General features: G+C 72.0%; 27 protein-coding genes. 13 read left to right on the plus strand and 14 right to left on the minus strand.

Translation table 11 applies throughout. The annotated features are described in order from the left end of the window. The first annotated feature begins 79 nt into the window (after window positions 1-79). Window positions 80-352 (plus strand): SCO4848 family membrane protein, encoded by a 273-nt coding sequence (locus AAC944_RS22465; RefSeq protein ID WP_030609619.1) that lies wholly within the window; start codon window positions 80-82, stop codon window positions 350-352. Next, on the plus strand, window positions 349-1653 hold the full coding sequence (locus tag AAC944_RS22470; protein ID WP_030609617.1) for a metallophosphoesterase: 1305 nt from the start codon (window positions 349-351) through the stop codon (window positions 1651-1653). The genes AAC944_RS22465 and AAC944_RS22470 overlap by 4 nt, the downstream gene beginning before the upstream one ends. Here AAC944_RS22470 and AAC944_RS22475 read toward each other — a convergent pair. Both AAC944_RS22475 and AAC944_RS22480 read right to left on the minus strand, forming a co-directional pair. Next, window positions 1619-1810 carry a DUF397 domain-containing protein gene (locus AAC944_RS22475; RefSeq protein WP_078888344.1) on the minus strand — a complete coding sequence of 64 codons (192 nt, stop codon included), beginning with the start codon at window positions 1808-1810 and terminating at the stop codon, window positions 1619-1621. The two genes, AAC944_RS22470 and AAC944_RS22475, sit on opposite strands and share 35 nt — an antisense overlap. Continuing rightward, window positions 1800-2621, minus strand: coding sequence for a helix-turn-helix domain-containing protein (locus AAC944_RS22480; protein ID WP_030609614.1), 822 nt, complete (start codon window positions 2619-2621; stop codon window positions 1800-1802). The genes AAC944_RS22475 and AAC944_RS22480 overlap by 11 nt, the downstream gene beginning before the upstream one ends. Before the next feature lie 120 nt (window positions 2622-2741). On the opposite strand from AAC944_RS22480, the gene AAC944_RS22485 reads away from it, so the two are divergent. Together AAC944_RS22485 and AAC944_RS22490 are read left to right on the plus strand one after the other, a co-directional pair. After that, on the plus strand, window positions 2742-2951 hold the full coding sequence (locus AAC944_RS22485; protein WP_051871478.1) for a hypothetical protein: 210 nt from the start codon (window positions 2742-2744) through the stop codon (window positions 2949-2951). A gap of 10 nt (window positions 2952-2961) precedes the next feature. Further along, complete coding sequence (locus AAC944_RS22490) at window positions 2962-3474, plus strand: FBP domain-containing protein (protein WP_030609596.1); 513 nt, start codon at window positions 2962-2964, stop codon at window positions 3472-3474. Here AAC944_RS22490 and AAC944_RS22495 read toward each other — a convergent pair. The 9 genes from AAC944_RS22495 to AAC944_RS22535 form a co-directional block, all read right to left on the minus strand. Further along, window positions 3449-4168 carry a TetR family transcriptional regulator gene (locus AAC944_RS22495; protein ID WP_078888365.1) on the minus strand — a complete coding sequence of 240 codons (720 nt, stop codon included), beginning with the start codon at window positions 4166-4168 and terminating at the stop codon, window positions 3449-3451. The two genes, AAC944_RS22490 and AAC944_RS22495, sit on opposite strands and share 26 nt — an antisense overlap. Window positions 4169-4254: 86 nt before the next feature. Next, window positions 4255-4740: a DCC1-like thiol-disulfide oxidoreductase family protein gene (locus AAC944_RS22500; RefSeq protein WP_037771482.1), complete on the minus strand. Its 486-nt coding sequence runs from the start codon at window positions 4738-4740 to the stop codon at window positions 4255-4257. A gap of 4 nt (window positions 4741-4744) precedes the next feature. Continuing rightward, window positions 4745-5149: a hypothetical protein gene (locus AAC944_RS22505; RefSeq protein WP_030609589.1), complete on the minus strand. Its 405-nt coding sequence runs from the start codon at window positions 5147-5149 to the stop codon at window positions 4745-4747. Between the two features lie 123 nt (window positions 5150-5272). Further along, window positions 5273-6088: an alpha/beta fold hydrolase gene (locus AAC944_RS22510; RefSeq protein ID WP_030609587.1), complete on the minus strand. Its 816-nt coding sequence runs from the start codon at window positions 6086-6088 to the stop codon at window positions 5273-5275. 167 nt (window positions 6089-6255) lie between these two features. Beyond that, window positions 6256-7032 carry a succinate dehydrogenase iron-sulfur subunit gene (locus AAC944_RS22515; protein WP_030609584.1) on the minus strand — a complete coding sequence of 259 codons (777 nt, stop codon included), beginning with the start codon at window positions 7030-7032 and terminating at the stop codon, window positions 6256-6258. Then, on the minus strand, window positions 7032-8786 hold the full coding sequence (gene sdhA, locus AAC944_RS22520) for a succinate dehydrogenase flavoprotein subunit (protein ID WP_030609581.1): 1755 nt from the start codon (window positions 8784-8786) through the stop codon (window positions 7032-7034). The genes AAC944_RS22515 and sdhA overlap by 1 nt, the downstream gene beginning before the upstream one ends. A gap of 20 nt (window positions 8787-8806) precedes the next feature. Beyond that, window positions 8807-9277 carry a succinate dehydrogenase hydrophobic membrane anchor subunit gene (locus AAC944_RS22525; RefSeq protein WP_030254128.1) on the minus strand — a complete coding sequence of 157 codons (471 nt, stop codon included), beginning with the start codon at window positions 9275-9277 and terminating at the stop codon, window positions 8807-8809. Window positions 9278-9286: 9 nt separating this feature from the next. Continuing rightward, window positions 9287-9667: a succinate dehydrogenase, cytochrome b556 subunit gene (sdhC, locus tag AAC944_RS22530; protein WP_030609578.1), complete on the minus strand. Its 381-nt coding sequence runs from the start codon at window positions 9665-9667 to the stop codon at window positions 9287-9289. A 180-nt stretch (window positions 9668-9847) separates the two neighbouring features. Then, the gene (locus AAC944_RS22535) at window positions 9848-10342 is read right to left on the minus strand and encodes a 2-oxo-4-hydroxy-4-carboxy-5-ureidoimidazoline decarboxylase (protein WP_051871476.1); all 495 of its coding nucleotides are present in this window, start codon (window positions 10340-10342) and stop codon (window positions 9848-9850) included. A gap of 345 nt (window positions 10343-10687) precedes the next feature. Here AAC944_RS22535 and AAC944_RS22540 point away from each other — a divergent pair, with 345 nt between their 5' ends. The 4 genes from AAC944_RS22540 to AAC944_RS22555 all read left to right on the plus strand — a co-directional run bounded on the left by AAC944_RS22540 (window position 10688) and on the right by AAC944_RS22555 (window position 16330). Further along, window positions 10688-12340, plus strand: coding sequence for a beta-N-acetylhexosaminidase (locus AAC944_RS22540; RefSeq protein WP_030609573.1), 1653 nt, complete (start codon window positions 10688-10690; stop codon window positions 12338-12340). Window positions 12341-12462: 122 nt separating this feature from the next. Continuing rightward, entirely contained in the window at window positions 12463-13038 is a 576-nt protein-coding gene (locus tag AAC944_RS22545; RefSeq protein WP_030609571.1) for a hypothetical protein, read from the plus strand. Between the two features lie 1382 nt (window positions 13039-14420). After that, window positions 14421-15215 carry an RNA polymerase sigma factor gene (locus AAC944_RS22550; RefSeq protein WP_051871475.1) on the plus strand — a complete coding sequence of 265 codons (795 nt, stop codon included), beginning with the start codon at window positions 14421-14423 and terminating at the stop codon, window positions 15213-15215. After that, a complete protein-coding gene (locus AAC944_RS22555; protein ID WP_030609562.1) occupies window positions 15215-16330 on the plus strand; it encodes a hypothetical protein in 1116 nt (371 codons plus the stop codon). Before AAC944_RS22550 ends, AAC944_RS22555 begins: the two co-directional genes overlap by 1 nt. A 261-nt stretch (window positions 16331-16591) precedes the next feature. Here the strand turns inward: AAC944_RS22555 and AAC944_RS22560 are convergent, their stop codons facing one another. Then, entirely contained in the window at window positions 16592-17440 is an 849-nt protein-coding gene (locus tag AAC944_RS22560) for a L,D-transpeptidase family protein (protein WP_078888343.1), read from the minus strand. A gap of 204 nt (window positions 17441-17644) precedes the next feature. On the opposite strand from AAC944_RS22560, the gene AAC944_RS22565 reads away from it, so the two are divergent. Both AAC944_RS22565 and AAC944_RS22570 read left to right on the plus strand, forming a co-directional pair. Beyond that, window positions 17645-19243 (plus strand): acyl-CoA mutase large subunit family protein, encoded by a 1599-nt coding sequence (locus tag AAC944_RS22565; protein WP_030609556.1) that lies wholly within the window; start codon window positions 17645-17647, stop codon window positions 19241-19243. A 65-nt stretch (window positions 19244-19308) separates the two neighbouring features. After that, a complete protein-coding gene (locus AAC944_RS22570) occupies window positions 19309-19521 on the plus strand; it encodes a hypothetical protein (RefSeq protein ID WP_030254100.1) in 213 nt (70 codons plus the stop codon). A gap of 21 nt (window positions 19522-19542) precedes the next feature. On the opposite strand, the gene AAC944_RS22575 is transcribed toward AAC944_RS22570, so the two are convergent. Beyond that, window positions 19543-20244, minus strand: coding sequence for a FadR/GntR family transcriptional regulator (locus AAC944_RS22575; protein ID WP_030609553.1), 702 nt, complete (start codon window positions 20242-20244; stop codon window positions 19543-19545). 165 nt (window positions 20245-20409) lie between these two features. Between AAC944_RS22575 and AAC944_RS22580 the strand changes: the two genes are divergently transcribed. The 3 genes from AAC944_RS22580 (at window position 20410) to AAC944_RS22590 (ending at window position 22994) form a co-directional block, all read left to right on the plus strand. Beyond that, on the plus strand, window positions 20410-20946 hold the full coding sequence (locus AAC944_RS22580) for a gluconokinase (RefSeq protein ID WP_030609550.1): 537 nt from the start codon (window positions 20410-20412) through the stop codon (window positions 20944-20946). Between the two features lie 139 nt (window positions 20947-21085). Next, window positions 21086-22483, plus strand: coding sequence for a GntP family permease (locus tag AAC944_RS22585; RefSeq protein WP_030609547.1), 1398 nt, complete (start codon window positions 21086-21088; stop codon window positions 22481-22483). 91 nt (window positions 22484-22574) lie between these two features. Beyond that, window positions 22575-22994, plus strand: a complete 420-nt coding sequence (locus tag AAC944_RS22590; protein WP_030609544.1) for a cytidine deaminase family protein — start codon at window positions 22575-22577, stop codon at window positions 22992-22994. Window positions 22995-23029: 35 nt separating this feature from the next. Here the strand turns inward: AAC944_RS22590 and AAC944_RS22595 are convergent, their stop codons facing one another. After that, on the minus strand, window positions 23030-24571 hold the full coding sequence (locus AAC944_RS22595) for an FAD-dependent oxidoreductase (protein WP_030609529.1): 1542 nt from the start codon (window positions 24569-24571) through the stop codon (window positions 23030-23032). Window positions 24572-24609: the final 38 nt, after the last annotated feature.

Consider the following 24609-nt stretch of genomic DNA (forward strand, 5'->3'; position numbering starts at 1 on the left):
GCCCGGCGCGCCAGTCGCCACCCCGTCGGATGCGGCCCCTGCCGACGGCGCCGCAGGCCCGCCGCTCATACTGGAAGGCATGAAGCTCTCGCGCCCCGTCTCCTGGTTCCTGCTCGCCTTCGGGGTCTGGAGCTGGTTCATCTGGATCACTTTCGTCAAGAATCTGGTCAAGGACGGAAGTGGTCTCGCCTTCGATGACGCAGGTGACCCGACTGCCTACTTCTGGGTGCATCTGGCGCTCGCCGTGACGTCCTTTCTCTTGGGGACGGCAATCGGAGTGATCGGGTTGCGTGGCGTACGGGCCCTCCGGCGCGAGGCCGCCGCCCCTGCGGACGAGAAGTCCGCCACGTGATCTTCCTCCTGGTCGTCGCGGCGATCTTCGCGCTGCTCGGCGCCGTGCACCGGTACCTCTGGCGCCGCCTGGTCCGCGACACGACCTCTCCCGGCAGCGCCGCGCGCCGCACCGGCACGGTGCTCGCCGTCGTCCTCCCGCTGCTGATCCTCGGCGCCTTCGTCGCGCCCCGCGCGGGCGCCCCCTTCCCCCTCCAGCAGGCCTTCGCCTGGCCGGGCTACCTCTGGCTCGCCCTGGTCCTCTACCTCACCCTCGCGCTGCTCGCGGGTGAGGTGGTACGGGCGGTGTGGCTGCGGATCGCCGCACGCCGCGCGGGCGCGGACGCGGTGACGGACACGGGAGAGCGGGCCGAAGCACCGGCCGCCGCGGTGCCCCCGGCGGCCGGGGGTTCCCTGGCCACCGAAGCGCCGCCGGTTGCCGAAGCGTCACCGGTAGCCGAGGCGTCCCCGGCCGTGACCGCCGTGCCCGCCGTGCCCCCCTCCCGGCGGCTCTTCGTCGCCCGCACCGTGGCCGTCGGCGCGACGGCCGCAGCCGCCGCGACCGTCGGGTACGGCACGTACAGCGTGCTCAGCGGCCCGCGCGTGAAGCGGGTCACCGTCCCGCTCGGCAAGCTCCCGCGCGCCGCGCACGGCTACCGCATCGCCGTCGTCAGCGACATCCACCTCGGCCCGATCCTCGGCCGCGCCCACACCGAACGGGTCGTGGCGGCGGTCAACCGCACCAGCCCCGACCTGATCGCGGTCGTCGGCGACCTCGTCGACGGCAGCGTCGCCGACCTCGGCCCGGCCGCCGAGCCGCTGCGCCGGCTGGAGGCCCGGCACGGGTCCTTCTTCGTCACCGGCAACCACGAGTACTTCTCCGGCGTGGAGGAGTGGGTCGACCACGTACGCGAACTGGGCGTCCACCCGCTGCGCAACGCCCGCGTCGAACTGCCCGGCTTCGACCTCGCCGGCGTCAACGACATCTCCGGCGAGAACCACGCCGACGGCCCCGACTACGCCCGTGCGCTCGGCGACCGCGACCCGGCCCGCGCCTCGGTCCTCCTGGCCCACCAGCCCGTGATGATCCACGAGGCGGTACGGCACGGTGTGGACCTCCAGCTCTCCGGCCACACCCACGGCGGCCAGCTCTGGCCCGGCAACCTGATCGCCGAGGCCGCGAATCCGACCGTCGCGGGCCTGGACCGCTACGGCGACACCCAGCTCTACGTCACCCGCGGCGCAGGCGCCTGGGGCCCACCGGTCCGCGTCGGCGCCCCGCCGGACGTCACGGTGATCCAGTTGGCGGCGCGGAGCGCGTGACCGCGCGTATGAACGCGCCCCAGGCGGCGTCCCCGAATATCAGCACGGGCCCGTGCGGGTTCTTGCTGTCGCGCACGGGGACGCCGGGCGGACGACTGAGGTCGGCCTCAAGGCAGTTGGCGCCGTTGCCGCCGCTGTAGCTCGACTTACGCCACATGTTCGTACTCCTCCGCCACCGATCTGATCAACGCCAGCGAGTCCCGGTGCGAGAGCGCGTCACTCAGAGCCAGTTCGTAGTTCAGGAGACACTGCTGCACAGCTGCCGGAAAGTCGATGACGTGGCCCGTTTTCAGGCCCTCAGCGTAGGCAACGGGCGGTGCGTCGTCGAACGACATCAGCATGACCGGCCCCTCCAGTAGCGGGTACGCGCCGACGCCGAAGGGGATGACGTGTACCCGGATGCGTTCGCTCTCGCCCAGCTGTGCGATGTGCCGCAGCTGCTCGGCCATGGTCGCCGGACCGCCGATGGGGCGGCGCAGCACCGCCTCGTCCAGCAGGTCCCACATCACCGGCGTGGTGGGGGCCTGCAGCATGCGAGCGCGCTCCATGCGTGTGCCGACGACCTTGTCATACGCCTCAGCGCTCCTGGGCGGGTAGTAGGCCCGGAAGACCGCCCGCGCGTAGGCCTCGGTCTGCAGCAAGCCCGGGACCAGCGACGACGCGTACTCGCGGATCATCGTCGCCCGCTTCTCCAGCTCGGCCGCCAGCGCGAAATAGTTCGGCAGCGACCGGTCGTCCAGCGTCGGCAGGAAGCGTTCGAAGAAGCCGCCCGTATTCAGCACCTGGTCCAGCCGTCGCGCGTCGTCCAGCGACGGCTTACGGCGGCCCGCCTCGATGTGGGCGATGTGCGTACGGGACATGATCGCGCGCTGGCTCAGCGCTTCCTGCGTCAGTCCGGCCGCTTCGCGCCGCTGCCGCAGCTCGGTGCCGTACGCCGAACGCGATTCCGGGATGCCCTCACCCAGCATGTGCCCCACCCCCTCCGGTGACGGACCCGGTGTCACGCGTCACCCGCTGTTGAGCGTAGGGAAACCGGCCGAAGCTGAGGGGGAAGAGTTCGCGCCCGCCCCTCGAAGGAGTGCTTCCGCATGCTGGCCGTACAGCCGCCCTCGTCCCTTCCCCTGCCGGTTCCCCGGCCCCTGCCCGACTGCGAGCAGTGCCTGCGGTTCGAACGGATGGGGCGGGCCGCCCGTGCCGCCCACGACCGGAGCCGGGAGACGGACGCCCGGGTCATGCTCCGCAACCACCACAGTGAGGCGCACGAAAATGGCGCGACGTCCGGTCGGCCCGGCTGTTAGCTTCCGGAACATGGAACCGCTGTCCGAATCCGATATCCGTGCGTCCTTCGTGAACTGCTCGAAGGGGGAAGCGCGGCGGCTGAACATACCCGCGGGGCTGGACGGGCTGCCGTGGGACGACCTGGACTTCCTCGGGTGGCGTGACCCGCAGGCGCCCGACCGCGCCTATCTGGTCGCGCCGCGGGACGGCGGGCCGCTCGGCGTGACGCTGCGCCGCCCGCAGAACGTCCGCCGGACGTTCACCAAGACCACGGTCTGCTCGTTCTGCCTCACCGGCCACGGCGGCTCCGGGGTGAGCCTGCTCGCCGCGCCCCGGGCCGGGGCAGCGGGACGGCAGGGCAACACCGTCGGCGCGTACGTCTGCGCGGACCTCGCCTGCCCGCTGTACCTCCGCGGCAAGAAGCAGCCCGACCTCGCCGCGCGCTACGAGGAGCAGCTCAGCGTCGAGGAGAAGGTCGCCCGGATGACCGTCAACCTGGACGCGTTCCTGGCGAAGGTCACCGAGGGCCGGGACGGGAGCTGACCTCCGAGGCCCCCTGCGCACCCTGAGCTTCCTGCGTTCCCTGCGCCTTCGGCGCGTCCGGCGCGTCCGGCGCGTCCGGCGCCCCCGGCACCAGGAAGTCGTCCAGCAGCTCCGTCAGCTCGCGGACCAGGGGGCGCAGGACGCGGAAGCGGGACGCGGCGATCAGCCGGGCGATCAGGGGCGCTGTGCGGGTGACCAGGGCGCGGCTGCGGGCGCAGTCCGGCGAGCGGTCGTGGACCCAGTACAGGACGAGGCCCATCTGCTGGAGCCAGAGCAGGCGGGGGAGCTGGTCGGCCAGTTCGGGAGCCGACTTCACATCGGCGCCCGCGAGCACCTCGCGGTGCAGGGCGACGGCGGCCTCGCGGGGGCCTTCGGAGGCGGCCGAGAAGGGGCTGAGCGGGCTGTCGGGGTCGGCGGCGTTCTTGAAGAACTGCGCGGCGAACCGGTGGTAGGGGGCCGCGACGTCCAGCCAGCTCAGCAGCACCCCGCGGATGCGGGCCGAGAGGTCCGTCTCGGTGGCGAGCACCTGGGCGGCGGCCGCGCGGTGCTCGTCGGAGATCCGGTCGTAGAACCCCTGGATCAGGTGTTCCTTGGAGGCGAAGTAGTAGTACGCGTTGCCGACCGAGACCCCGGCCTCCTGGGCGATGGCCCGCATGGTGGTCCTGTCGTACCCGCGCTCCTCGAAGAGGTCCATCGCGGCCTGGAGGATGCGGGTGCGGGTCTGCTCTCCCTTGGCGGGCCGGGGCGCCCCGGTCGTCTCGTCGCTCACAGGGTCCGACCTTAGCCGGGGGCCGTCCGGTCCCCGGCAGCCCGTCGCTCCGGAACGTACGACCAGCCCCGTGCCCGGTCGTACGTCCAGCCGCCGGTCCGCTCCCGGGCCGGGCCCGTGGCGTGGTACGCCGCGCGGTACTCCGCCGCCGCCAGCACGGCGGCCCGCGCGAGCGGCACGCCCGCCGGGGTGGCGAGGCGGTGGGCCGTCGCGCGGTGGGCGGCCAGCGCCCAGAGGCAGACGAGCCAGGCCGCTGCGCCCCGGTAGACCTGGCCCCTGTCGCCGACGCAGGTGATCTCCTGGCAGGTGGCCTCGTGGTCCAGCTCCGGGAAGCGGCGGCGCGCCTCGGCCGAACCGGCCGGGACCGGCACCAGGGGGACCAGCTGCCGTTGCCGGGCCAGCCAGTCCCGTACGTGCGCGCAGAGCGGGCGGTCCGGGTCGTAGAGCACGGTGACGGACCGGAGCGGGGGCCGCGGCCGTGCCGCCGGCGCTGCCATGACGTCAGGCCCGCGCCGGGGCGGTGAAGCCCTGCGGCTCGACCGGCGGCAGCTGCTCGCGCTCCATGGCGCCGCGGCGCCGGATGCGGCTGAGCACGTAGAAGTTGGCCAGGTGCAGGACGCCCAGCGCGAGCAGGACGACGCCGAGCTTCACCGAGACGGTCTCGACCAGGCCGCGGGCGCCGGTGACGGTGTCGGCTGCGCGCAGGTACAGGGCGACGAAGCCGAGGTTGACCAGGTAGAAGCCGACGACGAGCAGGTGGTTCACGGCGTCCGCGAGCTTCTCGTTCCCCCGCAGGACGTCGGCCAGGAAGATCCGGCCGTGCCGGCTGAGGGTGCGGGCGACCCAGACGGTCAGGGCGATGCTGACCAGCAGGTATACCGCGTAGGCAACGACGGTGAGGTCCATGGGACGGCCTTTCTGAACGTGTTCAAATCCCCGTTGCCCTGACAGTAGACTTGTTCTTGAACATGTTCAAGTGCAGGGTGCGAGCGGGCCCGCCCCTCGGCGGGGCGGGCGGGAGGCGCGCCGTCAGAGCCCGTGCGTGGCGAGGAAGTCGGTGATCATCCGTTCCCACTCCTCGGGGCACTCGTGCATCGGCACATGGCCGGCGGCGAGCCCGGCGTACTGCGCGCCGGGGATGTGGTCGGCGAGGTAGCGGGAGTGCGCGGGGTCGACCAGCTGGTCGTGGAGGGTGGCGATGACGAGCGTGGGGACGGAGACGCGCGGCAGGTCGGCGCGGGTGTCCAGGGTCCGTACCAGCGCCGCCTGGTCGGCCGAACCGGCCGGTACCAGCTCGGGGCAGGGGTCCAGCAGCGTCTCCACGTCGTCGGCCGGCAGCCCGTCGAGATGGCCGGGGGACCAGCCGCTGAGCGTGCGGGCCAGCGCCAGGCCCGCGTAGTCGTCCTGTTCCAGCAGCCGCTGCCACAGGGCCAGCCAGAGGTCCGTACGGCGGTCGGGAGCGGCGAGGCCCGCGGTGAGGACGAGGCCGCTGACCCGCTCGGGGTAGCGGGTCGCGGCGCGGACGGCGACCGCCGCGCCGAGCGAGTACCCGATGAGGGTGAAGGTCTCCAGCCCGGCCGCCACCGCACCGTCCACGACCGCGTCGGTGAGGGCGTCCAGGGTGAGCGGCCCGGACGCGCGGGGCGTGCGGCCCGAACCGGGGTAGTCGGGGGCGACGACGGTGTGGCCGGAGGCGGCGAGCGCCGGTAAGAGCCGGGCGTAGTTGTCGTCGATGCTGCCGGTGGCGCCGTGGGCCAGGACGATGCCGGGACCGGAACCGGTGACGGTGGCGGAGAGCGGGGGCAGGGGCCGGTGCGGGGAGAGGGGGGCGGTGTCGTTCGTCATACGGGAGAGCATTCCCCGGGACGAACGCCGTACCTACGTGAAGGGCCCCCGCCCGGAACGAAATCCGGACAGGGGCCCTTCCTTCGCGGCTGAACCGCCGCCGCTCTCGCGGAAGTGGTCATTCGCCGCTGGGGTTCCTCAATTGATGGCTGCGGTGTCCGCGGGCCTCAGAACCTTCGAGTGATCAGCGCGCGCTTCACTTCCTGGATGGCCTTGGTGACCTCGATACCGCGCGGGCAGGCGTCCGTGCAGTTGAAGGTCGTACGGCAGCGCCAGACGCCGTCCTTGTCGTTCAGGATCTCCAGGCGCTGCTCGCCCGCCTCGTCACGCGAGTCGAAGATGAAGCGGTGCGCGTTGACGATCGCCGCCGGGCCGAAGTACTGGCCGTCGTTCCAGAACACCGGGCACGAGGTCGTGCACGCGGCGCACAGGATGCACTTGGTGGTGTCGTCGAAGCGCTCGCGGTCCTCGGCGGACTGCAGGCGCTCGCGCGTCGGCTCGTTGGTGTCCTTCGTGATCAGGAAGGGCATCACGTCGCGGTACGCCTGGAAGAACGGCTCCATGTCCACGACCAGGTCCTTCAGGACCGCCAGGCCCTTGATGGCCTCGATCGTGATCGGCTTCTCAGGGTTGATGTCCTTGATCAGCGTCTTGCAGGCGAGCCGGTTCTTGCCGTTGATCCGCATGGCGTCGGAGCCGCAGATGCCGTGCGCGCAGGACCGGCGGAAGGTCAGGGTGCCGTCCTGCTCCCACTTGATCTTGTGCAGCCCGTCGAGCACGCGCTCCTTCGGGTCCAGCTCCAGCTGGAAGTCCTGCCACTTCGCCTCGTCCGAGACCTCCGGGTTGAACCGGCGGATGCGGAAGGTGACGGTGATCTTCTGGAGTGCGGTGCTCTCGGCCGCGTCCAGCGCGTCCGAGTGCTTCTCAAGCGTGGGGGTGCTCATCAGTACTTACGCTCCATCGGCTGGTAGCGGGTCTGGACGACCGGCTTGTAGTCGAGGCGGATCGACTCCTTGCCGTCAGCGCCGACCTCGCGGTACGCCATGGTGTGCCGCATGAAGTTGACGTCGTCGCGGTTCGGGTAGTCCTCGCGGTAGTGACCACCGCGGGACTCCTTGCGGGCCAGCGCGGAGACCGCCATGACCTCGGCCAGGTCGAGCAGGTTGCCCAGCTCGATGGCCTCCAGCAGGTCGGTGTTGAAGCGCTTGCCCTTGTCCTGGACGGAGACGTTCAGGTAGCGCTCGCGCAGCTCGCCGATCTTCTCGACCGCGGTCTTGATCGTCTGCTCGGTGCGGAACACCATCACGTTGGCGTCCATGCACTCCTGCAGCTCGGTACGGAGCTTGGTGACGCTCTCCGTGCCGTTGGAGTCGCGCAGCCGCTCGACCTGGTCCTGGACCTGCTTCGCCGGGTTCTCGGGCAGCTCCACGAAGTCGTTCTCGTGGGCGTACTTCGCGGCGGCGATGCCCGCGCGGCGGCCGAACACGTTGATGTCGAGCAGCGAGTTGGTGCCCAGGCGGTTGGCGCCGTGCACGGAGACGCAGGCGACCTCGCCGGCGGCGTACAGGCCCGGCACGACGGTGGTGTTGTCGGCCAGCACCTCGCCCTCGACGTTGGTCGGGATGCCGCCCATGGCGTAGTGCGCGGTCGGCTGGATCGGGATCGGGTCCGTGTAGGGCTCGATGCCGAGGTAGGTCCGCGCGAACTCGGTGATGTCGGGCAGCTTGGCGTCCAGCTGCTCCGGCGGCAGGTGCGTGAGGTCGAGGTAGACGTGGTCGCCCTCGGGACCGCAGCCGCGGCCCTCGCGGATCTCCGTGTAGATGGAGCGCGAGACGACGTCACGCGAGGCGAGGTCCTTCATGACCGGCGCGTACTTCTCCATGAAGCGCTCGCCGTCCTTGTTGCGGAGGATGCCGCCCTCACCACGGGCGCCCTCCGTCAGCAGGATGCCCATCCGCCAGATGCCGGTCGGGTGGAACTGGAAGAACTCCATGTCCTCCAGCGGCAGCCCGCGGCGCCAGGCGGCGGCCTGGCCGTCACCGGTCAGGGTGTGCGCGTTGGAGGTCACCTTGAAGAACTTGCCGGTGCCGCCGGACGCGAAGATGATCGACTTCGCCTGGAAGACGTGGATCTCGCCGGTCGCCAGCTCGTAGGCGACGACACCGGCGGACTTCTTGACCCCGTCGACCTCGTTGAGCAGCAGGTCCAGGACGTAGAACTCGTTGAAGAACTCCACGCCCTCCTTGACGCAGTTCTGGTACAGCGTCTGGAGGATCATGTGGCCGGTGCGGTCCGAGGCGTAGCAGGACCGGCGGACCGGGGCCTCACCGTGGTTACGGGAGTGACCGCCGAAGCGGCGCTGGTCGATCGTGCCGTTCGGGGTGCGGTTGAACGGCAGGCCCATCTTCTCCAGGTCGAGAACGGAGTCGATGGCCTCCTTCGCGAGGATCTCGGCGGCGTCCTGGTCGACCAGGTAGTCGCCGCCCTTGATCGTGTCGAAGGTGTGCCACTCCCAGTTGTCCTCCTCGACGTTCGCGAGGGCGGCGGCCATGCCGCCCTGTGCGGCGCCGGTGTGGGAGCGGGTCGGGTAGAGCTTCGTCAGGACGGCGGTGCGGCTGCGCTTCGTCGCCTCGATGGCGGCGCGCATGCCGGCGCCACCCGCGCCGACGATGACGGTGTCGTACTTGTGGATCTTCATTGTTCCAGTCAGCCCCGGCTTTAGCGGATGTTCGGGTCGAAGGTGAAGATCACCAGCGTGCCCAGAAGGACGGTGAACACCGTGGCGGCGTACAGCAGCATCTTCAGCCAGAAGCGGGTGTTGTCCCGCTGCGCGTAGTCGTTGATGACCGTACGCAGGCCGTTGGCGCCGTGCAGCATCGCGAGCCACAGCATGATCAGGTCCCAGGCCTGCCAGAACGGCGAGGCCCAGCGACCGGCCACGAAGGCGAAGCCGATCTTGCTCACGCCGCCGTCCAGCACGAGCTGGACCAGCAGGTGGCCGAGGACCAGGACGACCAGCACGATGCCGGACAGCCGCATGAACAGCCAGCCGTACAGCTCGAAGTTGGTCCGGGTCGACCGCGGGGTCTTCTTGGTACGGGCGCGGGGCGGCTCGATGACGGGAGCCGGGTTGTCCACGTCGTACAGGGACACGGAGTCGTTCACAGGAGTCGTCTCAGCAGAGGACATCGCGCTTCATCAGCTCCCGAACAGCGTGCGCAGGGTGTGCTGCAGCACGGGGTAGAAGGCGCCGGCCATCAGGACCAGCCAGACACCGACAACGGTCCACAGCAGCTGCTTCTGGTACTTCGTGCCCTTGGACCAGAAGTCCACGGCCACGACGCGCAGGCCGTTGAGCGCGTGGAAGAGGATGGCGGCCACGAGGCCGTACTCCATCACGTTGACGAGGGGCGTCTTGTACGTGGCGACGACGTCGTCATAAGCCTCGGGAGAGACGCGAACGAGAGCGGTGTCGAGCACGTGCACGAACAGGAAGAAGAAAATGAGGACGCCGGTGACTCGGTGAGCCACCCAGGACCACATACCTTCCCGGCCGCGATACAGCGTTCCAGCCGGCACGGAAAAACCCTCCGGGAGCGGGGACTGGGGCCTGCCGGCTTCACTGTCGGTCTGGCCCGGCCGGGTACGGTCCACCGGCCCTGGCCATCGTAGCGACGACTTGTCGGTTCCTCCCGCCGGGGTCCTCAGGTGTGATCAAACAAGCACGGACGGACTATCGGACAGGGAGGAAACGGGCCATCAGGGACTCCGGCTCACAAGGTGGGCGAGGCGTCCGCGGGCGATCCGGCGCAGCTCCTCGGCGGCCACGGCCCGCTCCTCGTCCGGCTCGTGCCCCAGCCGGTCCCGGATGCCGCTCAGTACGTGGTCCAGCAGCTGGTCCTCGCGCAGCCCGTCCAGGCAGATCACGAAGACATGGCGGAAGCGGCGCTCGTACTCGGCGTGTGCGGCGCGCAGCGCGGTGTGCGCCGCGAGGGTGCCGCGGCCGCGGGCGCCCGCGAGCGGCTGCGGCGAGACGGACTCCTCGGCCAGCGCCTCGGCGAGGTCCCCGGGACTGAGGTCGTAACTGGCCTCGTCGGCGGCGGCCAGCAGCGCTTCCAGGTCGGGATACGGGCGGTGCGCGGCGATCCTGCGGGCCCAGCGGCGGCTGCCGCAGCAGGCCAGCAGCGCGGCCTCGGCGGCTTCGGAGGCGGCCGAATTGAGGTGGTCGAGTCCGGGCGCGCCGTCCGGCGTCACCCGCTGCGGCCGGCACGTCTGCGAGGGTATGCCGGGCCGGGGAGCGGGCAGGGTGGCCGGCCGGGCCGGGGACTCGTCGGACAGCGTGATCTCCTCGGATTGCGGGACACGTGGGGGGCGACCCGGACGGGGTGCGCGGTCTGCGTCTCCGGTCAGGCCGCCACGCCGGCGGGGGCGGGGCCTTGGGAAAGGGGAGGCGGGTGAGTCGTCACCGTAACGACGCAAGTCAGGTTCTGTCCGACGGATGCGCGAATTTCACCCGGATGAGAGAGCTTTCGCGCGCGTAGTGGACGAGACGTTTCCCAAGCTAGCCATACTTCGCCCTGGAAAGGGAGGTTTGCGTAGATGAGGAAGTTGACGGCATGGGTGGCCCTGGCCGCCTCGGCCCTGACCATCACCGGCTGCTCCGGCGACTCCGGACAGCGCGGCAGCGGAAGCCAGGATTCGAAGTCGCCCACGTCCGCCGCGTCCTCCGCCGCGCCCACGCCCCGCTGGGCCGCGGTCAAGGGAACCCCGCGCACGATCCCCGCCGTCCGCTCCTTCAAGGCGGACGACGGGACCGGCTGGCGCGTCTCGAAGAACGCCCGCGTCGTCGTCCCCGACGGCCAGGACAGCCCGCTCGCCGACGAGGCCCGCCGGCTCGCCGCCGACCTGGGCGGCCTGAAGCTGTCCTGGCAGGACGACGCGCGCCCCGGCGACGTCGAGCTGACCCTCTCCGGCAAGGGCAAGGCCGCCAAGGAGAACAACGCGGCCCCCGCGAGCACCGCCGACGAGGCCTACACGATCACCGCACGCGACACCCGCCTCACCCTGACCGCGCCCACCGACACCGGCGTCTTCAACGCCACCCGCACGGTCGTGCAGTCGGTGCGCGCCGCCAAGGGCGTGCCCGAGGGCACCATCGAGGACCGCCCCGACCGGGCCCAGCGCGGCCTGCTCGTGGACACCGCGCGCAAGCACTTCAGCGCGGAGTGGCTGGAGGCCCGCATCCGGGAGATGGCCGACCTCAAGCTCAACCAGCTCCAGCTGCACTTCTCCGACGACCAGGCGTTCCGCATCGAGAGCTCCAGCCACCCGGAGATCGTTTCGGCGGACCACCTGACCAAGGCCCAGGTCCGCCACCTGGTGAAGCTCGCCCGCGAGCTGCACATCACCGTCATCCCCGAGATCGACTCCCCGGGCCACCTCGGCGCGGTGATCGACAAGCATCCGTCGCTCCAGCTGCGCAGCGCCGCCGGCGTGTCCCAGCGCGGCGCGGTCGACATCTCGCAGCCCAAGGCCGCACAGATCGTCGACGACCTGCTGCGCGAGTACGCGAAGCTCTTCGCCGAGGAGGGCGTGCCCGGGCCGCGCTGGCACCTGGGCGGCGACGAGTACCGCGCCCTCACCGTGCAGTCGCCCGGCACCACCTACCCCCAGCTCGCGCGCGCCGCCACGAAGAAGTACGGCTCCGGGGCCACGGTCTCGGACCTGACGACCGGCTGGCTCAACGACCGCGAGAAGACCCTGCGCAAGGCGGGCGTCAAGCACGTCGAGGCCTGGAACGACGGCTTCCACGACTCCAAGGTGGTCACCCCCGCCAAGGACCGCACGGTGGCGTACTGGACCGGCAAGGAGATCGGCGCCCGCGAGCCCGTCACGTACCTGCAGGAGGGGCGCACCGTCGTGAACCTCAACGACGAGTACCTCTACTACGTGCTCGGCCAGCCGAACGACTTCACCTACCCGACCGGCGAGCGCATCTACAAGGAGTGGACCCCGGCCGTGCTGCGCGGCAGCAAGGCCGTCCCCGACGCGCTCGCCGGACCCGACCGCATTCCCGGCGCCCGCTTCGGCGTCTGGTGCGACCTCGCCGGGTCCCAGACCACCGAACAGGTCGCCCGCGGCATCCGGCTGCCGCTCGCCGCGCTCTCCCAGAAGGTCTGGGACCCGCGGCAGCCGCAGCTGTCCTGGACGGACTTCAAGGCCCGGGCCGCTACGGTGGCACCCGCGCGCTGAGCGGTACGGACGTACGTACGCCTTCGCCCCGGTATGTCACGGTCCGCTGTGACGTTACCGCGCCCCGGCACGCAGTACGGCGCGACAAGGAAGTGCCGGGTGCTGAGGGGAAGGCGTACGTCATGAGCCTGGTGGAACTGGCCGCGCGCGCGGACGCGCGCGGACTGGCGGCGAGCGGTCTCGCCTGCCTGGACCGCTGCCTGCCGCTGCTCGGCGCCGGGGACGACGCGCTGCGCCCGTTGTGGGCCAGCCTGGCGACGGACGGCGCGGAGTGGGGCACCCAGCTGACCGCGGTACGGGCCCTGCTGCCCAAGGCCCCGGCGGACGCCGCGCCCGGTGACGAGGACCCGGCGGTGCTGGCCCGGCGAATGGCGGACGCCGCGCCGGCCGACCGCGCCGAGGAGGACGCGCTCCGCGCCTGGGCCGACGACTGCTCGCTGGCGGCGCTCCACATCCACCACCTGCTGGACCGGCCCGGCAAGCCGTACGAGGGCCCGCACTCCCTCGCGGACCGCCGCGCGGGCCGTACCGACGGCATGACGCCGCTGGTCGAGGCCGAACTGCGGCGCCAGACGACGATCCTGGAACTGCTGGCCGGACACGGCACGGTGGGGCTGCGGCAGGCGGTGGAGGTCTCCGCCGAGGGCCGCCGCGTGGTCCGCGCCGTGGTCTCGCGCCAGACCCGCGGCACCGCCTGAGCCCGCCGGGTCGTCGCGGGCCCGGTGGCACCGCGACTGTGACATTTCCGTTCGTCTTGACGCTGATGTCCATGGGGGCGTAGGCGCCCCGGGTGTCCTGATCCGGGCCGCGCCGCTGCGGACGCCACGGCCCCGCACATGAGGGACGAGGCCGCCGCCGTGTACCGCCTGGCGCAGCCGGGGCCGCTCCGCTGTCCGCGCGGCCGTCGCCCGGCCCGCGGGACACCCCGAAGCGGGACGAGGGACAAGCGGAGAAGGTGAGGGGCCACACATGGGTGGCGGTTCCAGGAGCGCCGGCGGGGCGCCCGACGGCGACGACGGGGGCGGCCCCGCCGCACTGGGCGAACTGCTCGGCGCCGCGGTGCGTGCCGCTTCCCCCGTCACCCCCGAACGGGAACGGCAGGCGGTCGCCGCGTTCCACGCGGCCCGCGAGGCCCACGCGGCGGCAGGCACCCGGCGGCCGCGCCCGGCTCGGCGCGCCGGACGGCCGGTACGCGTCGCGCTCGGCACGCTGCTGGCGACGGTGACGCTGGGCGGCGTGGCGGTGGCCGCGATCGGCACCCTCCCCGGCAGTGCCCCCGAACGGCCCCGCCCGTCTCCCACGGCCCCCGGCCGCCCGGCACCCCAGACCCCCCGCCCGGCCTCACCCATGGGCCCCCAGGCCCCGCTCGTCCGGCCCCCCGCACATCTCCCCGGAACCCCCGCGCACCCCCGCGGAGCCCGGCGCGCCCGGCAAGGGCGAGCGCCCCGGCCGCCACGGCACACCGCACGACCGCGGACAGGGCCGCAAGCAGGGCCACCAGCGCGGCCCCGGGCACGGCCCTGAGCACGTCCCTGGGCAGGGCCACAAGAAGACGGAACCCTCGGAGAAGACGAAGCCCTCGGAGAAGACGAAGCCTTCGAAGCGGGCGGACGGGGCCGAGCGGCCCGAGAAGGCCGGGCCGGCCGGAGCGGCGGAGCGTCCGGGCAGGCGGGAGAAGGGGCGTACGGCCCCGGAGAAGTGAGGGAAGGGGACGGCCGGGGCCGCCACCCCCCCACAGGAGAGGCCCCGGCCGTCGTTCGAGGGAGGACCCGTACGGGGCCCTCACCTCCTACAGCGTCACCGGGGCCGAAAGCGTCACAGCGGCGTCACCCGACGTACGGACAGCCGCATCCCGGCGACTCTGGACGCAGGGCAGCCGATGCCCGTAACGTGCAGGTCCGCGCCGGTCGGTGCGCTCGTCACGCGTCATGCGGCGGCCCGCCGGGGCCGACGGACGGGCCGGACGTACCTACTTCGGCGTAGGTGGCACCTCGGGATACCGTCGGCGCCAGAAGCAGTTCGTTTACCTGCGGTAGCCGGGCACCGGCAGCAGACGTAGGCAGCAACGACCGGGCAGCGGATGCTCCGCGTGCGACAGGATGGACCCGTGCAAGGGGACGACACTCAGCCGGACGACAGCCGGTTGACGGTCGCCGTACAGGCGGCACAGGACGGCGACGAGGCGGCCTTCCGCACCGTCTACCGGGCCGTACATCCACGCCTTCTGGGATATGTACGGACCTTGGTGGGTGAAGCGGACGCCGAGGACGTCGCCTCCGAGGCCTGGCTGCAGATCACCCGGGACCTCGCCCGCTTCAGCGGCGACGCCGACCGCTTCCGCGGCTGGGCGGCCCGCATCGCCCGCAACCGCGCCCTGGACCACATCCGCATGCGCGGCCGCCGCCCGGCCATCGGCGGCGACGAGACCGAACTCACCGACAAGCCGGGTCCGTCCGACACGGTCGGCGAGGCACTGGAGTCGCTCGGCACCGGACGCGCGTTCCGGCTGATCGCCCAGCTTCCGCAGGACCAGGCCGAGGCGGTGGTGCTGCGCGTGGTCGTCGGACTCGACGCCAAGAGCGCGGCCGGCGTCCTCGGCAAGCGCCCGGGGGCCGTACGTACCGCGGCCCACCGCGGACTGCGCCGGCTCGCCGAGCTGATCACTGGTGAGGGGGAGGACGCGGCGCCCGCTGAAGGAGGTGTTCCGGCGGAGCAACCGGAAGGGCTTCCCGACCGTCTTGCAGCGGGGAAGAAGCCGGCCGGCGGGCCTGTGGACGGGGTGCCTTCCCAGGACCGCGGAGGCCGGGCCGGCGGAACGGAATCGTGCGTACCTGGTGTGACGGAAACGGCCGCACGTACGCAGAAGGACATGTGATGGCCGACGACCGGTACAGCTGGCTCGACGAGGACGCCGCGGAGCGTTTGCTGCGTGGCGAACGGGTCGATGCCGGACGCGGCCGCGGCGCGCAAGAACTCGACGACCTGCTCGACGCGGCCGCGATGGCGGCCACCGCTCCTTCCCCGGACACCGTGCTCCCCGGTGAGGAAGCCGCTGTCGCCGCTTTCCGGCAGGCTTCCGCGGCAAGGTCTACGCGCGACACGGCCGCGGCCGACGGCGCGGCGGGCGCCGCCGAGGACGGGATACCCGTGGTGCGGTCCGTGCCCGGCGGCACGTCCCGCACCGAACGCTCCCGCTTCGGCCGTCCCTTCCGGCGCGGCCTCGCCGTCGCCCTCGCAGGCTGCGCCCTCGGCGGCGCAGCGGTGGCCGCCGGCACCGGCGTCCTCCCCACCCCCTTCCACGGCGGCCCGCCCGTACCGTCCCCCAGCGCCTCGGTCGCCGCGACCCCCAGGCCGCTGGAGAGCCGGGCCCCCGACGCCGAGGCCTCGGACGGCGGCACACGGTCACCGGACGCGGAACCGGACCCCGCCGACCCCGCCTCGCCCACGGCCTCCGGCGGCCCGGACGGCTCGACGGAGCCCGGCCGCGAGGACACCGACGACGCGGCGCGCATCCCGGTACCGGACGTCACCTCCGGGCAGGGCGGCCTGGGCGGCGGTGACACGGGCAAGCGGGCGGCCGTACTCGCCCTCTGCCGCGACTACGAAGCGGGTCGCACCCCGCCCGAGGACCGGGACCGGGTACGCCGCCTGGAGCGCGCCGCCGGCGGTGCCGAGAAGCTGCACGCCTCCTGCAAGCGGTACCTCCAGCAGAACGGCCTGACCGGCGGGCTCGGCGGCTCCGGCCCCACGGCCGACGGCTCCGGCGGCTCCACGGGTTCCTCCGGCTCCACCGGCTCCACCGGTGACGGCGCGCCGGGCGACGGGAGCGGCGGCACCGGCCAGGACGAGGGCGGCACCTCGGGCGGCCAGGGCGGCAGCGACGACGACGAGAGCCACCCAGGCTACGCGCCGAGCCTCTCGCCGACCCCGACGGCGCCCCCCACGAGCAGCACGCCGACCCCCTCCGCCACACCGTCCCCGACCGGCTGACACCCCTCCTGACCATCCGGTGTGACGTTTTTCGAGCCCGTGACGCTGTACCTACTGAAGCCGACTGGTCATCGGCTGCGCGGGCGCCGGGGTTCCCCCCGTACCTACGGCACCGCGCATCGGCGCGAGCGGGGCACGTTCCCCCGGCCCCGCTCGCGCCTCTTTTTGCGGCTGAACCGCCGCCGCTCTCGCGGACGGGGTTGCGCGCCGTGGGGGTGCTCAATTGATGGTTGCTGTGTCGGGGCTTTTTCGGGGCGATCGTTACTTGTATATGACGACCTTTGTGCCTGGGCTGACCTGCTGGAACAGTTCGGCGATCTTTTTCTTGTCGCGGACGTTGACGCAGCCGTGGGAGGCGCCGGAGTAGCCGCGGGCCGCGAAGTCGCTGCTGTAGTGGATCGCCTGGCCGCCGCTGAAGAACATCGCGTACGGCATCGGCGTGTCGTAGAGCGTCGAGACGTGGTGCCGGCTCTTGAACGTGATGCCGAAGGTGCCCTCGCGGGTGGGGGTGTACTGCGACCCGAAGCGCACGTCCATCGCCGACACGACCTTGCCGTCAACCATCCAAGCCAGCGTGTCACTCTTCTTGCTGATGCAGATCACCCGGCCGTTCAGGCAGCGCTTGTCGGGCGCCGAGACCGGCCGGGTGGTGGGCGGGTACAGCTCGCTCCGGGCCGGGTCCTGCGTCCGTACGCGCAGGGCGCTCAGCGTCGCCTCGTCCACGGTCCCGGTGGGCGGCAGGCCCTGGGTGCGCTGGAAGGCCGTGACCGACGCGGCGGTGACCGAGCCGTAGTAGCCCGTGGGATTCCGGTCGAAGTGCTTCAACTGGCGCAGGCGCGCCTGCAGTTCCCGTACCTGCTCGCTGCGGGCTCCGGGCGCCAGGACCGGCTTCGGCGCGGCGCGCGTCGGCTCCGGCGGGGTCGCGGGCGCCCCGGAGGAGGGCGGCGCGGCCGGTGTCGTCGGCGGTGCCGTGCGCGGGGCCGGCGCCGTCTGCCCGCCCTTGCCGTCGTCGACTCTGACCTGCATCTCCTTGCAGCCGGCTGTCGCCGTCAGCGCGGCGGTCAGTGCCAGCGTGCCGGTCAGCGTGCGGAACGCTCTGCTGCGATGCATGTCCCACCCCTGTGGTCTCACCCGCCCCACCTCATCGTTCCCGGCACTGCGGCCCGCCGAACCTGCGGGCATGCTGTGAGCAAGGTCCCAGGCTGCGCCCCTCCACGGGGCGCACGGCCGCCGCTACAGTCCGTCGCGAAGGCATTTCATTACCGAGCAGTAGTCCAGCAGCACCGAGCAGTACCACAGCGGGAGGCAGGCACCATGGCGCGCGAGTCCGGCAGCTCTCGACACACCGAGAGCGGTTTGCCCATCGAGCCCGTTTACGGTCCGGACGCGCTCGGCGACTGGGACGCTGCGGAGAAGCTGGGCGAGCCCGGCGCATACCCCTACACCCGCGGCGTGTACCCCACGATGTACACCGGACGCCCCTGGACGATGCGCCAGTACGCCGGCTTCGGTACGGCCAAGGAGTCCAACGCCCGCTACAAGCAGCTGATCGAGAACGGCACGATGGGCCTCTCGGTCGCCTTCGACCTGCCGACCCAGATGGGCCACGACTCCGACGCGCCGATCGCCTCCGGCGAGGTCGGCAAGGTCGGCGTCGCGATCGACTCCATCGAGGACATGCGGGTGCTGTTCGACGGCATCCCGCTGGACAAGGTCTCCACCTCGATGACCATCAACGCGCCGGGCGCCCTGCTGCTGCTCCTGTACCAACTGGTCGGCGAGGAGCAGGGCGTGGACCCCGCCAAGCTCACCGGCACCATCCAGAACGACGTGCTCAAGGAGTACATCGCCCGCGGTACGTACATCTTCCCGCCCAAGCCCTCGCTGCGGCTGATCGCCGACATCTTCAAGTACTGCAAGGCCGAGATCCCGAAGTGGAACACCATCTCGATCTCCGGCTACCACATGGCCGAGGCCGGTGCCTCGCCCGCGCAGGAGATCGCCTTCACCCTCGCGGACGGCATCGAGTACGTACGGACGGCCGTCGCGGCCGGGATGGACGTCGACGACTTCGCGCCCCGCCTCTCCTTCTTCTTCGTCGCCCGCACCACGATCCTCGAAGAGGTCGCCAAGTTCCGCGCCGCGCGCCGGATCTGGGCCCGGGTGATGAAGGAGGAGTTCGGCGCGAAGAACCCCAAGTCGCTGATGCTGCGCTTCCACACGCAGACGGCCGGCGTGCAGCTGACGGCCCAGCAGCCCGAGGTCAACCTCGTGCGCGTCGCCATCCAGGGCCTCGGTGCGGTCCTCGGCGGCACGCAGTCGCTGCACACCAACTCCTTCGACGAGGCCATCGCGCTGCCGACCGACAAGTCGGCGCGGCTGGCGCTCCGTACGCAGCAGGTGCTGGCGTACGAGACGGATGTGACGGCCACCGTCGACCCGTTCGCCGGGTCCTACGTCGTCGAGAAGATGACCGACGACGTCGAGGCCGCGGCCGTCGGGCTGATGGGCAAGGTCGAGGAGCTGGGCGGCGCCGTGGCCGCCATCGAGCGCGGCTTCCAGAAGAACGAGATCGAGCGCAGCGCGTACCGCATCGCCCAGGAGACCGACTCCGGCGAGCGCGTGGTCGTCGGCGTCAACCGTTACCAGCTCGACGAGGAGGAGCCGTACGAGCCGCTCCGCGTCGACCCGGCGATCGAGGCGCAGCAGGCCGAGCGGCTGAAGAAGCTGCGCGCCGAGCGGGACCAGGCCGCGGTGGACGCGGCGCTGTCCGACCTGAAGAAGGCCGCCGAGGGCACGGACAACGTCCTGTACCCGATGAAGGAGGCGCTGAAGGCGAAGGCGACGGTCGGCGAGGTCTGCAACACCCTGCGCGAGGTGTGGGGCGCGTACGTCCCGACCGACGCGTTCTGACCCACGACGGCCGGGGTGCGGACGGGGCGCGGACCGTGGTCCGCGCCCTGAGTCACACTGGTGTCATGTCGTCACCCCGTCGTACGTGTCCCGTCTGCACCAGAGAGATCGCCGTGGTCGGCGGGCGGTTCGCCCGGCACGATCCGCCGGGGCGGCGTACCGGCCTCGAACTGATCTCGTGCCCCGGTTCGCGGCGGATGGCGCCCATGATGGCCCCGGCGGAGAAGCTCTTCGACCCGGAGGAGCCGCCGTTCCCGGGGCAGCAGCCGCTGTTCTGATGCCGCGGGCTCCTGTGCCTGTCACGGCGCCAGGATGTCCAGCTCGGCCATCGCGCCGACGGTGATCTCGCGGGTCAGCTCCTCGGCGCGGGCCGCGTCCCCGGTACGGATCGCCTCCGCGACCTGGACGTGCAGGGTGACCGCCGCCGGGTCGGGGTCGGTGAACATCACGTGGTGGTGGGTGCGGCCGGTCAGGATCGCCGCCACCACTTCGTGCAGCCGCGCGAACATCTCGTTGCCCGAGGCCGTCAGCAGCGTCTTGTGGAAGGCGGTGTCGTGGACGAGGTACGCCGCCAGCTGCTGGCCGCGTGAGGTGGCCACCATGCCCATGGCGTGCTCGGTGAGCTCGGCGCACTGCCCGGGCGTGGCGTGCCGGGCGGCCAGCCCCGCCGCGACCGGCTCGACGGCGCAGCGCAGCACGGTGAGCGAGCGCAGCTGGCGGGCCCGGTCGGCGCCGGCCAGCCGCCAGCGGATGACCCGCGGATCGTAGACGTTCCACTCCTCGACGGGGCGTACGGTCACGCCCACCCGGCGCCGGGACTCCACCAGGTGCATGGACTCCAGGACCCGTACCGCCTCCCGGATGACCGTGCGGGACACGTCGAAGCGCTGGGCCAGCTCGTCGGTGCGCAGGACCGTGCCCGGCCGGTGCTCGCCGGCCGTGATCTCCGGCCCGAGGGACTCCAGCACCCTCGCATGCAGTCCCTGCCCCGTGTTCTCCATGAGATAAGCCTACGTTCCCGGGTCTCAGGAAGATTAAGTATGACGTTTGCGTCACAGACTCTTGAATACGTCGTACCTAATAGGTTTCAGTGGAGCGATGCATTCGAGCCACCGAGTGGCTCGTCACGCCAAGTCAATGAGGACGAACGAGCGAGGTAGACCGCGATGAGCACCCCCCATGTCATCGTCGTGATGGGAGTCGCCGGCACCGGCAAGACGACGATCGGACCGCTCGTCGCCGAGGCGCTGGATGTCCCGTACGCCGAGGGAGACGACTTCCACCCCCCGGCCAACATCGAGAAGATGACTGCCGGGACCCCGCTCGACGACGCCGACCGTGAACCGTGGCTGGACGCCATCGGCGCCTGGGCGCACGACCGGGCCGGCAAGGGCGGCGTGGTCAGCAGCTCCGCGCTCAAGCGGGTCTACCGCGACCGTCTCCGGGCCGCCGCGCCCGGCATCGTCTTCCTGCACCTCACCGGCTCCCGCGAGCTGATCGCGGGCCGGATGGCCGAGCGCAAGGGCCACTTCATGCCCACCGCGCTCCTCGATTCCCAGTTCGCCACCCTGCAGCCGCTCGCCGACGACGAGCGGGGCGTGGCGGTGGACGTCGCCGGCACCCCGGAAGAGATCACCGAGCGGGCCGTCGCAGCGCTGCGGCAGCTCGACGAGGACACCTCCCCGGCTGCCACCGAGCTCTGATCAGGAGCCGCACCCCCGAGCTCTGATCAGGAGCCGCACCCCCGAGCTCTGAACCGGCGCCCCTTCCCCCGGGGCTCCGGTCCCGAGCCGTACCCCCGAGCTCCGATCGCGAGACCGGGCTCCAACCGAAGGACAAGCCGTGACCCATCTCAGCGTCGAGATGATGGCAGCGGACGCGGCCGAGCCGATCACCTCGGCAGGCAACGCTCAGCTGGGCATCTCCGTACTCCTCGGCATCGCCGTCATCGTTCTGCTCATCACCCGGTTCAAGCTGCACGCCTTCCTGTCGCTGACCATCGGCTCGCTGGTGCTCGGCGCCGTGGCAGGCGCGCCGCTGGACAAGGCGATCGAGAGTTTCACCAACGGCCTGGGCGACACCGTCGCGGGCGTGGGCGTCCTGATCGCGCTCGGCGCGATCCTCGGCAAGCTCCTCGCCGACTCCGGCGGCGCCGACCAGATCGTCGACACCATCCTCGCCAAGTCCAGCAGACGGATGATGCCGTGGGCGATGGTCCTGATCGCCGCGATCGTCGGCCTGCCGCTCTTCTTCGAGGTCGGCATCGTGCTGCTGATCCCGGTCGTGCTGCTGGTCGCCAAGCGCGGCAACTTCTCCCTCATGCGGATCGGCATCCCGGCGCTGGCCGGCCTCTCCGTCATGCACGGTCTGATCCCCCCGCACCCCGGCCCGCTCGTCGCCATCGACGCGATCAAGGCCAACCTGGGCGTCACCCTCGGCCTCGGCGTGATCGTCGCGATCCCCACCGCGATCCTGGCCGGCCCGGTCTTCGCCCGCTTCGCCTCCCGCTGGGTGGACATCGCCCCGCCGGAGAAGATGATCCCGCAGCGGCCCTCCGAGGACCTGGAGAAGCGCCCCAGCTTCGGCGCGACGCTCTCCACCGTGCTGCTGCCCGTCGTCCTGATGCTCGCCAAGGCCCTGGTCGACATCGTCGTCGACGACCCCGAGCAGCACGTGCAGCGGATCTTCGACGTGATCGGCTCGCCGCTGGTCGCGCTGCTGGTCGCCGTGCTGGTCGGCATGTTCACCCTCGGCCGCGCCGCGGGCTTCGGCATGGAGCGGCTCTCCACGACCGTGGAGAAGTCCCTCGCCCCGATCGCCGGCATCCTGCTGATCGTCGGCGCGGGCGGCGGCTTCAAGCAGACCCTGGTCGACGTCGGCGTCGGTGACATGATCCTGGACCTGTCCAAGGACTGGGGCCTGCCCGCGCTGCTGCTCGGCTGGCTGATCGCGGTCGCCATCCGCCTCGCGACCGGCTCCGCCACCGTCGCCACGGTCTCCGCCGCCGGTCTGGTCGCCCCGCTGGCCGCCGACATGAGCACCACCCACGCGGCGCTCATGGTCCTCGCCGTCGGCGCCGGCTCGCTCTTCTTCAGCCACGTCAACGACGCGGGTTTCTGGCTGGTGAAGGAGTACTTCGGGATGAAGGTCGGCGAGACGGTCAAGACCTGGTCCCTGATGGAGACGGTCATCTCCGTCGTCTCGATCATCTGCGTACTGCTGCTGTCGCTGGTGTTGTAGCCCGGCACGGGGAAATCTCTTCGCGGAAGGGCCGTACGGACGGATAGCGTCCGTACGGCCCTTCCGGTCTTCCCGTACGAGAGGCGACTCCATGACTGCCGACGACGGCGTACCGGTCGACCACGCCCTGGTACGCGCCGCAGAGGAAGCCGTCGCGGCGTACGCGCACGGCGACGACCACACCGTGGCGGCGGCCGCCCGGACCGCCGACGGCCGCATCGTCACCGGCCTGAACGTGTACCACTTCACCGGCGGCCCCTGCGCCGAGCTGGTCGTCATGGGGGCCGCGGCCGCACAGGGCGCGTACGGCCTGCGGCAGATCGTGGCCGTCGCCGACGAGGGGCGCGGCGTCATCCCGCCCTGCGGCCGCTGCCGCCAGGTGCTGCTCGACTACTACCCGGACCTCACCGTCGTCCTCGGCCCGGACTCCGGCTCCGGCGGGGCGCACCGGGCCCTGCCGGTCCGCGCGCTGCTGCCCGCGGCGTACGTGACGGCCGAGCACGAGGACTGACCGGACGCCGAGTGCCGGGTACCGGACGCCGGGACTCACGCCGCCCGCGCGGTCCCCGTGGCCGGGAAGTGCCGGGCCAGCGCCGCGGCGACGGGCGCGGCTTCCGTCGCGGCCACCGTCACGTAGCCGTCCGGGCGGACGAGGAAGAGGCCGTCGTCGCCGTACGCCTGCCGGGCGTGGCCCGCGGCGTCGAGCAGGCCGGGGGTCCGGCCGCCGATCCGGTACGTGCGGACGTGCGCCGCCCACTCGGCGGCCGGGCGCGGCGGCTCGGCGTCGCCGAAGGCGAGCAGGGTGAAGTGCGGGCCGCGGAAGGCGTCGAAGAGACGGAACGGCGTGCCGTCGGGGGTGGTGCACGGTGCGTCGGGCGCGCGGTCGCCGGCCCGCAGCGCGTCCGGGCCGAGGCCGGTGCGGTGCTCGCCGGTCAGCGGGGAGTCCCGGTAGTGCAGGGTGAGCTGGTGCAGGTCGCGGCCGCGGCGCCAGGACCTCGACCGGTGCAGCCGGGTGCTGGTCTCCAGGATGCCGGCGGCGACGGGCCGGCGCTCGGCCTCGTACGTGTCCAGCAGGGTGTCGGGCGCGCCGTGCCGCAGGACCTGGCCGAGCTTCCAGCCGAGGTTGTAGGCGTCCTGGACGCTGGTGTTCAGGCCCTGGCCGCCGGCGGGGGAGTGGATGTGCGCGGCGTCCCCGGCGAGGAGCACCCGGCCGTCGCGGAACCGCTCGGCCAGGCCCGCCCTGGGCCGGAAGACCGAGGTCCACAGCACCTCGCGGATCTGCCCGGCGGCCAGATGGGTGTGGGCGGCGAGGGTCGCGCGCACCGCCTCGGGGCTGGTGTCCGGCGCTTCGGTGCCGCCGGAGAGCGCCACCATGCACTGGAAGTGGTCCGTACCGGCGAGCGGCAGCAGCATGACGAAGCCGCCGTCCGGCTGGACCACGTGGTGCCAGTGGTCCCGGTCCAGCCCTTCGATGCGCAGGTCGGCGAGGAGCGCGGCGCCCTGCGGCAGGTCCGGGCCGCTCATCGTGATGCCCAGCTGCCGCCGGACGGCACCGCGGCCGCCGTCGGCGCCGACCAGGTACGCCGCGCGCACGGTGCGGGCGGTGCCGTCGGCGGCGGCCAGCTCGGCGGTGACGCCGTCCGCGTCCTGCCGGAGAGCCGTCAGCTCCGTCCCGGACACCACGCCGCCGCCCAGCTCCGCCAGCCGGTCGTGCAGCAGCTCCTGGGTGCGCCACTGCGGGAGCATCCAGGCTTCCGAGTACGGCGTGTGCGGCGTCGGGGCCACCCGCTCCACCATCTCGAAGGTGCCGGTGATCCGGCCGTCCTGCCAGGTCGCCATGGGCGGGTACGAACCGCCGGCGGCGTGCACGGCGGGGAGCACGCCGAGGTCGTCGAAGACCTCCTGGGTGCGCGGCTGGAGCCCGGTGCCGCGGGCGCCGCGCGAGAGGCGGTCCTGCCGCTCGACGAGCAGCACGCGCACGCCCCGCCGGGTCAGGTCGACGGCGAGGGCCAGGCCGGTCGGGCCGGCCCCGGCGATCAGTACGTCGACGTGTTCGGTCCCACTGTCCTTAACGCTGTTAAGTGCCATGGAGCCGAGAATGGGCTTAACGGTGTTAAGTTGTCAAC

The sequence above is a fragment of the Streptomyces sclerotialus genome (assembly GCF_040907265.1).
Classification (GTDB): Bacteria; Actinomycetota; Actinomycetes; order Streptomycetales; family Streptomycetaceae; genus Streptomyces; species Streptomyces sclerotialus.

What these genes read in the sequence shown, in the direction of transcription:
- AAC944_RS22465 (WP_030609619.1), top strand. Translation starts at nt 80, where the DNA reads ATGAAGCTCTCGCGCCCCGTCTCCTGGTTCCTGCTCGCCTTCGGGGTC.
- AAC944_RS22475 (WP_078888344.1), bottom strand. Translation starts at nt 1,810, where the DNA reads ATGTGGCGTAAGTCGAGCTACAGCGGCGGCAACGGCGCCAACTGCCTT.
- AAC944_RS22480 (WP_030609614.1), bottom strand. Translation starts at nt 2,621, where the DNA reads ATGCTGGGTGAGGGCATCCCGGAATCGCGTTCGGCGTACGGCACCGAG.
- AAC944_RS22485 (WP_051871478.1), top strand. Translation starts at nt 2,742, where the DNA reads ATGCTGGCCGTACAGCCGCCCTCGTCCCTTCCCCTGCCGGTTCCCCGG.
- AAC944_RS22490 (WP_030609596.1), top strand. Translation starts at nt 2,962, where the DNA reads ATGGAACCGCTGTCCGAATCCGATATCCGTGCGTCCTTCGTGAACTGC.
- AAC944_RS22495 (WP_078888365.1), bottom strand. Translation starts at nt 4,168, where the DNA reads ATGGACCTCTTCGAGGAGCGCGGGTACGACAGGACCACCATGCGGGCC.
- AAC944_RS22500 (WP_037771482.1), bottom strand. Translation starts at nt 4,740, where the DNA reads ATGGCAGCGCCGGCGGCACGGCCGCGGCCCCCGCTCCGGTCCGTCACC.
- AAC944_RS22505 (WP_030609589.1), bottom strand. Translation starts at nt 5,149, where the DNA reads ATGGACCTCACCGTCGTTGCCTACGCGGTATACCTGCTGGTCAGCATC.
- AAC944_RS22510 (WP_030609587.1), bottom strand. Translation starts at nt 6,088, where the DNA reads ATGACGAACGACACCGCCCCCCTCTCCCCGCACCGGCCCCTGCCCCCG.
- AAC944_RS22515 (WP_030609584.1), bottom strand. Translation starts at nt 7,032, where the DNA reads ATGAGCACCCCCACGCTTGAGAAGCACTCGGACGCGCTGGACGCGGCC.
- sdhA (WP_030609581.1), bottom strand. Translation starts at nt 8,786, where the DNA reads ATGAAGATCCACAAGTACGACACCGTCATCGTCGGCGCGGGTGGCGCC.
- AAC944_RS22525 (WP_030254128.1), bottom strand. Translation starts at nt 9,277, where the DNA reads ATGTCCTCTGCTGAGACGACTCCTGTGAACGACTCCGTGTCCCTGTAC.
- AAC944_RS22540 (WP_030609573.1), top strand. Translation starts at nt 10,688, where the DNA reads ATGAGGAAGTTGACGGCATGGGTGGCCCTGGCCGCCTCGGCCCTGACC.
- AAC944_RS22545 (WP_030609571.1), top strand. Translation starts at nt 12,463, where the DNA reads ATGAGCCTGGTGGAACTGGCCGCGCGCGCGGACGCGCGCGGACTGGCG.
- AAC944_RS22550 (WP_051871475.1), top strand. Translation starts at nt 14,421, where the DNA reads ATGCTCCGCGTGCGACAGGATGGACCCGTGCAAGGGGACGACACTCAG.
- AAC944_RS22555 (WP_030609562.1), top strand. Translation starts at nt 15,215, where the DNA reads ATGGCCGACGACCGGTACAGCTGGCTCGACGAGGACGCCGCGGAGCGT.
- AAC944_RS22560 (WP_078888343.1), bottom strand. Translation starts at nt 17,440, where the DNA reads ATGCATCGCAGCAGAGCGTTCCGCACGCTGACCGGCACGCTGGCACTG.
- AAC944_RS22565 (WP_030609556.1), top strand. Translation starts at nt 17,645, where the DNA reads ATGGCGCGCGAGTCCGGCAGCTCTCGACACACCGAGAGCGGTTTGCCC.
- AAC944_RS22570 (WP_030254100.1), top strand. Translation starts at nt 19,309, where the DNA reads ATGTCGTCACCCCGTCGTACGTGTCCCGTCTGCACCAGAGAGATCGCC.
- AAC944_RS22575 (WP_030609553.1), bottom strand. Translation starts at nt 20,244, where the DNA reads ATGGAGAACACGGGGCAGGGACTGCATGCGAGGGTGCTGGAGTCCCTC.
- AAC944_RS22580 (WP_030609550.1), top strand. Translation starts at nt 20,410, where the DNA reads ATGAGCACCCCCCATGTCATCGTCGTGATGGGAGTCGCCGGCACCGGC.
- AAC944_RS22590 (WP_030609544.1), top strand. Translation starts at nt 22,575, where the DNA reads ATGACTGCCGACGACGGCGTACCGGTCGACCACGCCCTGGTACGCGCC.
- AAC944_RS22595 (WP_030609529.1), bottom strand. Translation starts at nt 24,571, where the DNA reads ATGGCACTTAACAGCGTTAAGGACAGTGGGACCGAACACGTCGACGTA.